We start from the raw sequence: 8,085 nt of genomic DNA, 5'->3' as shown, positions 1-8,085 counted from the left end.
TCTTTGGCTACCACCAATAAGTTCTCCGACTCCTGGAACTAAAAGGTCAGTTGCAGCAACTGTTTTTCCATCATCATTTAATCTCATGTAGAAGGCTTTAATATCCTTTGGATAATCAGTTACGAAAACTGGTCTCTTAAAGTGTTCTTCTGTAAGATATCTTTCATGTTCAGTTTGTAAATCAATTCCCCATTCAACTGGATATTCAAACTTCTTATCAGCATTCTTTAATATTTCAACTGCTTCAGTATAAGTTACCTTTCCAAAGTCAGATGAAACTACATGGTTTAATCTATCTAAGATTCCTTTATCAATAAATTGATTGAAGAATGCCATTTCTTCTGGACATTCAGCTAAAACATATTCTAAAACATATTTAAGCATATCTTCAGCTAATTCCATATCATCTTGTAAATCAGCAAAAGCTATTTCAGGTTCTATCATCCAGAACTCTGCTGCGTGTCTTGCTGTATTTGAGTTTTCAGCTCTGAAAGTAGGTCCAAAAGTATAAACATTTCTAAATGCTAAAGCATAACATTCAGCATTTAATTGTCCTGATACTGTTAGGTTACTTTCTTTACCAAAGAAGTCTTGCTTGAAGTCTATTGCTCCTTCTTCAGTTTTTGGTACATTGTTAAGATCTAGAGTAGTAACTCTAAACATTTCACCAGCACCTTCACAGTCACTTCCAGTTATTAATGGAGTATGAGTGTAAACAAATCCTCTTTCTTGAAAGAACTTATGAATAGCATATGCTGCTACAGAACGTACTCTAAATACAGCTGAAAATGCATTACTTCTTGGTCTTAAGTGAGCTATAGTTCTAAGATATTCAAAAGTATGTCTTTTCTTTTGAAGTGGATAATCATTATTAGACATTCCCTCAACTATAACTTCTTTTGCTTGAATTTCAAAAGGTTGCTTAGCTTCAGGAGTAGCAACTAAAGTACCTATAACAGTTATTGATGAACTAATAGGTAATTTTGAAACTTCTTTAAAGTTTTCAATTTTGTTATCAAAAACAACTTGAATGTTTTTGAAGAACGTACCATCATTTACTTCTATAAACCCAAAAGCATTAGATGCTCTTAATGTTCTTATCCAACCAGAAATTTTAATTTCTTTAGATAAATATTCTTCTTGGTTTCTATAAAGAGATTTTACATAAACAACTTTACTCATTTCTTTTCCTCCTAGTTAATTTTTATAAATAAAAAACCTTCCATCCCAAATACAAGGGACGAAAGGATAATTTCGCGGTACCACCCAAGTTGCTATTATAAATAGCCACTCATATGACACTAAATAATGTCATTCAAAGTATAACGGTTTGAATCCGTCTAAGTCTACTTAAGTGATTAAATATTAATAAAATAAATATTCACTTGTTCGGTTAGAAACTCAGAGATGTTCTTCACTAAAGGCTTCGTATAAGGCTTACACCATTCCTTACTCGCTAAGACTACTTCCATATAGCTACTCTTCTCGTCATAGTAATAATACAATATATAGTTTATAAAGATTTTACATCAATTTACTAACATTTGCAACGTTTAATCATAATATAATTTTAGGAAATAAGTATGGAGGAAATAAATGAGTAATAAAAATTTCTTAGAAGAAAAGTTTATTGAGATAAATAAGCTAAAAAGCATGTTAATAACATATCCAAAAGAATATAAAGATAACTTAGTAGAAGTCATGGAGAAAGTATGTAATGAAATTGAAGCATATCTTAGAAGAAATAAAAATGAACAATAAAATAATTCAGCTAAGCTGAATTTTTGAGTTTCAAGGTAAAACATATGAAGTAAATCACTATCAATAAATAAAATTCGCCAATACCCATAAAGGATACTGGCGAATAGCTAATAGTGAAATATTAAATACTACTATAGGCTTGAAAAGCCTAACACATAAAAATATTCTTAGAAGTTATCTAAAATGATTTACAATATCTGATTTTTTATTTACAACAATTAAAATCATTGCAGATATAAACATAAGTCCAATATATAATAATTGACTTGATTCATCTCCTGTTTTTGGAGATAAGTTTGACTTTATATCTAAATTAGTTTTTTCGGATATAGAAGATTTTTCTTGAACATTTATTTTTTCTGATGATTTTGTTTCTATTGCAATGTCCATAGTATTATCTTCGTCTTTGGTATCTTTTTCTACATTCTCTTCAACTACATAAGGTTTAAATTCTAAAATCTCTTTTAGAGCAGCATCAGAATAGGAAATTATACTTTCTAAGTCATAATTTTCTGTAGATATTTTTTGTAATGCCCTATTCTTTATATCTTCTAGCTGTGTTTTAGCGATTTGAAATTCATGTTCTGGTAAATTATTTAATTCTTCTACTTTTTTATTAAAGGCTTCTTCTAGATTTTCTATGAGAGCTGCTTTATCCTCTAATACTTTTGCTTCTCCTTCAGTTTTAAAGTAAACGCGTTCATTGCTATATACATTTTTATAGGCATTTAATTCTTCTTCACTAGTTATAATATAAGGTTTATCAACTGAACCTATACCAGAAGAAAATGCAAGTGAATATTTATTATTTGTTATTGTTTCAAGACTAAGTGTTGCATAAGAAATATTATACCACATTTCTCCTTCTTCCCATGCAAAGACTAGCTTTCCATTGGATAAAAGTGTCATTACTGAATAAGCGCTAGCATTTTTTGAAAGTACAAAGCTATTTTCAGAGGTGAAACCTTGTACAAATCCTTGTGGTGTATTTGAATTTTCATCAAGCCACTTATAATAAACTCTAACATTACTTCTACCAGTACCTTGAGTTAAACTTTGACAAGCTAAATATCCATACTCATTTGTTTCATTATTTTTAGCATAAAGAATATATAAATCTCCATTTACAGAGCTTCTTGATTCAGGAATAGTAAATTGGCTCTGTGTTCCCCAGCTACCACTTGAATATGTTTTATCATCTTTATTATAACTAAAAATATTAATCTTTCTTCCAGCAGTTATTCTACTAGAAACTATAATATCTCCATTTGGAAGCTCTTCTACCTTTGCTTCATCAGCTCCATTTATAGCAATGCCAGGGAGTGCATTCCAACTTTCTCCAAAGTTATCAGAATAAAGTACAAAATTCTTATATTCATTTGTACCTCTGATTTTTGCAAGAGGTGCACAATAAATTCTATAACTAGAGCCAACTTTTATATAACGAGATTGTAACATTCTACCTGAAGTAATAAACATAGAATATATCTGACTTCCACCATTATCAAGTTGATAAATACCAAGATCATTTGGAATTTCACTCATGGCAGCTATTCCAGTTGTTCTGCCTGCTAATGCCTTTGGTGCATCAAATGTTCTTCCACCATCATTAGAAAGCATTGAGATTATTCCAGGATAATCTTGATGGAAACCATAGGATCCACCTACGGAAAGCATTAAAACCTTATCACTTTCTCTATCTGATACAAGTGCAGGGTCTCCATAACCATTTGCTAATTTTACATTTGGTTCACCTTTATATGAATATTTTTCAGTAAGATTTTCTTCTTTACTCCAATTCTCTCCATTATCTTGTGAATATCTCATAACTTGATCTATTCTATGGCCTATATTTGCATAACCACTGTTATCTACTCCGTTCCAACCTGTCCAGTTTGTCCCTATATCAGAATTAGAATCATAACGGTAATCTGCAAATAAAATTACATCACCTTTATTCGTAGTAGTTATAGCAGGAATTCTATAGTGATATTTTTGAGAAAAGGTAGAAAATAAAAGTTTTGAATCTTCTACTGAACCAGGCATTGTAGTAACTTCTTCTATAACCCACCATCCATTTCTTCTGTCAGTATTGCTAACGTTATCAATCCAGGTAACATAAGATCTAACTGAATTGCTTGTAACATCTGTATTTTTTGTAATAGTAACATTTTCTGTAGACATATAACGTCTATTAGAAATTTCACCATACTGTTCATCAGTATAAGGAACTTGTTCTATTTTTACATAAGTTTTTCCATTCTCTACTGCCATGACAATGAACTTTAAAGGAGAACCTTTACTTAAATTACCTTTTTTTACCACAGCAAAATTTAAAGCTCCTGAACCGTTTAAAACGTTACCAATTTGGCCAGCTACAATTGAATGTGCATTTTGTGCATCTTGGTTTGTTAGTACAAAAGTTTTTTCATTTTTATCAAATGTGGTTGCTCTCCAGAGATATTTAGCAGATGCTGTAGTTTCAAATTTGTTCCCATATTTTAACCATCCAACCTTTGCTCCACCATTGTTAAATATAACTCTAGAATTATCGCTTATGGCATCTAGCTCTTTTCCATTCTCATCGTATGCATCGTAAATTTTATAAATTTTACTTTCATCCAATTCCAGTACATCCCCTACTTTAGGACTACTACTGGAAATAATTGAATTAGAATTTTCGTTTTCTTCCGCTTTAGCAGGCAGTTCCATTATTTTTGATACTGAAAGAAATGTAACCAGTATCATACATAATGACAATAATCTTAGTACTCTTCGTTTCATAGCATCACTCCTTATAAATATTTAATTTAGAATAAAAATATGCAAAGCATATAGACTAATTAATATTTATTAAGAAATTTATTATATAAATAGATAACAATTAACACTTGCATATCTTTACTCACATAATTAAAGTCTAGGCTTATAATTATTAATACTTTGCTTCTATTTTACCTTATTTACTTTTTTAAAAATAGTAAAAAACGAACTTTTATTGTAACTTTATTGTATAATTAGAAGGTTTTTCTGAATAATATATTAACCCATTATAGGGTTGATGTTACTATACTTGCAGATAGGGGATTTGAAATTAATGGATTTAATTTAGAAGATACTTGGAGTAATGATGTTCATTATGCTAAGATTTTGTATTTTGGTGTTTGTCTAGCTTTACAAAAAAAGGAGCTGTACACTAGTTTTTAGTGTCACAGCCCCTTTTTCAATAAATTGAAAAATTCAGCTAAGCGAATTTTTATTGGCTTTTTATTCTGTTCCATTTTCGTAAGAGGCTACTAATTGAGTAGGGAAGTGTAGCATTTGAGCATCTTTAACGATTCTTTTATATTCATATTCTAGTTCCCTAAACTTAACATCAATAGTTTTATCTTCTTTTATTTCTATTAAGGCATAAGTGGCATTTGGACGTCCAATCTTAGGTTTTCCAACACTTCCTACATTTATAAATACTTTATTTCCGAATTTCTTATAAGAAGGAATATGAGTATGAGCGCATATTAATACATCTTCGCTTATTTCTTCCATTACTTTTTTAGTATTTTCACCATCTTCAAATAAATATTCGTTTATTTTATATGGGCTACCATGAGTAAAAATAACTTTTACGCCGTTAATATCATAGTCTAACTTTGTAGGTAACTGTGATAAATAATATTTATTTGAAGCTCTAACTTCTTCTACAGCCCAAGGAAGAGAAAAAGAATTAATAGAAGTATCTCTTATAAATGTAAAGCCTCCATCTACTACAGAAGCATCATAATTACCTTTTATGCAAGGAATATCTCTTCTTTTAATCAATGCTATAACTTCGTTTGGATGAGGACCATATCCAACTAAATCTCCAAGGCAAACTACTAAATCAACTTTTTGTTCATCAATGTCTTCAAGAACCTTCATTAGTGAATAAATATTTCCGTGTATATCTGAAATTGCCGCTATTTTCATAATTAATCCTCCTAAATAAGTATAATTTATTATATCACTATAAATAATTGATATAAATAGATATTATTTTATTCATGAGGTATATTATTAATATAGAAAAAAATAGAGGTGAGGAAAAATGAAGACAAATAGAGTAAATAACGTGTTAAAAGAGATGGAAAAGCAAGGCTTAAGTCAAATGATAGTATCATCACCACCTGCTATATTTTATTTAACAGGAAAATGGTTTTCTCCAGGAGAAAGAATGGTTGCATTATATTTAAATGTTAATGGAAATCATAAGCTTATTGTTAATAAATTATTCCCAGTATATGAGGATTTAGGTGTAGATTTAATTTGGTACAGTGATATTCAGGATCCAATAGAGGTTTTATGCACAGTTGTGGACAAAGAAAATATTTTAGCTGTGGATAAAAACTGGCCAGCACATTTTTTAATTAGACTTATGAATAATAATGGTGCAAAGGCTTTTGTAAATGGATCTCCAATTATAGATAGATTAAGAATGATAAAAGATGCCGAAGAAATAGCATTAATGAAGAAGTCATCAGAAATTAATGATAAAGTTATGTTAGAACTATGGGATAACTTACAAGAAGGAAAAACTGAAAAGTATTATGCTAATTTTCTAGCAGAATTATATGAAAATCATGGGGTAAATGAATTTTCATTTTCTCCAATAGTTGCAGTTAGTCCTAATGGTGCTGATCCACATCATGATTCAGATAAAACTCCTATTAAAAAGGGACATAGTATAGTTATAGATATTGGAGGAGTTTATAATTCATATTGCTCTGATATGACTAGAACTATCTTCTTTGGTGAAGCTCCAAGTGAAAGACATGCTGAAATTTATAACACAGTTAAAGAAGCAAATTTAAGTGCTATTAGAAAAGTAAAAGAGGGAGTTAAGTTCTCAGAAATTGATAAGGCTGCAAGAGACTATATTGAAAATGCAGGTTATGGTGAGTTCTTTACTCACAGAACAGGACATAGTATAGGAATAGAAGGTCATGATTTTGGAGACGTAAGTTCAACAAATAATGAAGAAGTTAAAGAAGGAATGATATTCTCAATAGAACCTGGAATATACTTAAAAGATGATATTGGAGTTAGAATAGAAGACTTAGTTTTAGTAACTAAAGATGGATGTGAAGTTCTAAATTCAGTAACTAAAGACATAACAATAATTTAATCTTATTCCATAAATAAAAAAGAGGCTGTCGCAACAGCCTCTAATTAAAAATTTAGAATGTAAAATGAAGAATTATTGAAGTAATTTGTTCCAAATTACTAAAAATATAGATTTTTTATAAACTCCTGAAGGAGTTTATTCATTTATTTTACATTTTACATTCTTAATTCTACATTTAAAGCGTTTCTATTATTTTATTCATAAGAGATGTGAATTTTTCTTTAACCATATTAGAAGTTTCAACTACTTCTTCATGATTTAAAGGTTGATCTAAAATTCCAGCTGCCATATTTGTTAAACAAGAAATTCCAAGCACCTTCATGCCAGAGTGAGCAGCTATTATTACCTCTGGAACTGTAGACATACCTACTGCATCAGCCCCAAGAACTCTAGACATTCTTATTTCAGCTGGAGTTTCATAAGTTGGGCCACTAAACATCATATAAACACCTTTTTTTATATCTATGTTTAAACTTTTAGCAACTTCTTCTGCCTTTTCTATTAATGCAGGAGTATAAGCACTAGACATATCAGGGAATCTAGGACCAAATTCTTTAAGGTTTGCACCTATCAATGGATTATCTCCTGAAAAGTTAATTTGATCTTTTATAATCATTAAATCACCAGGTTTAAAGCTTTCATTTACAGCTCCACAAGCATTTGTAACTATAAGAGTTTCTACTCCTAATAGCTTCATAACCCTAACAGGGAAAGTTACTTCAGTCATTGCATAACCTTCATAGTAGTGGAATCTTCCTTGCATTGCTATAACACATTTGCCATTTAACATACCAATAACTAATCTTCCTGCATGGCCTTCTACTGTTGATACAGGGAAGTGAGGAAGTTCTTCATAAGGATAAAATTCTGGGTTTTCTATTGAGTCGGCTAAAGAGCCAAGACCAGAACCTAATATTAATCCAATTTCAGGTTTATACTTAGATTTTTGAATTATAAAATCTGCAGCATTTTTAATCTTCATTGATAAATCCATAAAATCACCTCTATATATAAATTTAAAATCATTAATCTGTAATTACTTTCTTGTAAATTATAAAATAAATTTTTATAAAAGAAAACATAAAAGCCTAATAATATCAATATTATTAGGGAATTAGTCAAAATAAAAAATACTATAAGATTATCTCCTTATAGTATTTTCT

The 8,085-nt window shown here is 29.8% G+C and carries 6 protein-coding genes and 1 other annotated feature; of the genes, 2 read left to right on the top strand and 4 right to left on the bottom strand.

Going from position 1 to position 8,085, the window contains the following annotated elements:
- Positions 1–1,182: asparagine--tRNA ligase (asnS, locus tag ACQRD5_RS16095; protein ID WP_427747045.1), on the bottom strand; the 1,182-nt coding region annotated here is incomplete at its 3' end.
- A gap of 51 nt (positions 1,183–1,233) precedes the next feature.
- Positions 1,234–1,501: a binding site (T-box leader), on the bottom strand.
- Positions 1,502–1,596: 95 nt separating this feature from the next.
- On the opposite strand from asnS, the gene ACQRD5_RS16090 reads away from it, so the two are divergent.
- A complete protein-coding gene (locus ACQRD5_RS16090; protein ID WP_291630442.1) occupies positions 1,597–1,761 on the top strand; it encodes a hypothetical protein in 165 nt (54 codons plus the stop codon).
- Positions 1,762–1,935: 174 nt separating this feature from the next.
- Here ACQRD5_RS16090 and ACQRD5_RS16085 read toward each other — a convergent pair whose 3' ends face one another.
- Positions 1,936–4,545 carry a hypothetical protein gene (locus ACQRD5_RS16085; protein ID WP_427747044.1) on the bottom strand — a complete coding sequence of 870 codons (2,610 nt, stop codon included), beginning with the start codon at positions 4,543–4,545 and terminating at the stop codon, positions 1,936–1,938.
- Between the two features lie 483 nt (positions 4,546–5,028).
- A complete protein-coding gene (locus tag ACQRD5_RS16080; protein WP_294167094.1) occupies positions 5,029–5,727 on the bottom strand; it encodes a metallophosphoesterase family protein in 699 nt (232 codons plus the stop codon).
- Positions 5,728–5,845: 118 nt separating this feature from the next.
- Here ACQRD5_RS16080 and ACQRD5_RS16075 point away from each other — a divergent pair, with 118 nt between their 5' ends.
- On the top strand, positions 5,846–6,922 hold the full coding sequence (locus ACQRD5_RS16075) for a Xaa-Pro peptidase family protein (protein ID WP_320627766.1): 1,077 nt from the start codon (positions 5,846–5,848) through the stop codon (positions 6,920–6,922).
- 175 nt (positions 6,923–7,097) lie between these two features.
- On the opposite strand, the gene ACQRD5_RS16070 is transcribed toward ACQRD5_RS16075, so the two are convergent.
- Entirely contained in the window at positions 7,098–7,916 is an 819-nt protein-coding gene (locus ACQRD5_RS16070) for a purine-nucleoside phosphorylase (protein ID WP_427747043.1), read from the bottom strand.
- Positions 7,917–8,085: the final 169 nt, after the last annotated feature.

It is taken from the genome of Clostridium sp. SGI.024 (genome assembly GCF_050315195.1).
In the GTDB taxonomy this organism is placed as follows: Bacteria; Bacillota; Clostridia; order Clostridiales; family Clostridiaceae; genus Clostridium.
This window is presented reverse-complemented; position numbering and strand designations above follow the sequence as displayed.

Bases quoted from the DNA above. Each gene is read 5' to 3' on its own strand.
- ACQRD5_RS16090 (WP_291630442.1), top strand. From the start codon at position 1,597: ATGAGTAATAAAAATTTCTTAGAAGAAAAGTTTATTGAGATAAATAAG.
- ACQRD5_RS16085 (WP_427747044.1), bottom strand. From the start codon at position 4,545: ATGAAACGAAGAGTACTAAGATTATTGTCATTATGTATGATACTGGTT.
- ACQRD5_RS16080 (WP_294167094.1), bottom strand. From the start codon at position 5,727: ATGAAAATAGCGGCAATTTCAGATATACACGGAAATATTTATTCACTA.
- ACQRD5_RS16075 (WP_320627766.1), top strand. From the start codon at position 5,846: ATGAAGACAAATAGAGTAAATAACGTGTTAAAAGAGATGGAAAAGCAA.
- ACQRD5_RS16070 (WP_427747043.1), bottom strand. From the start codon at position 7,916: ATGGATTTATCAATGAAGATTAAAAATGCTGCAGATTTTATAATTCAA.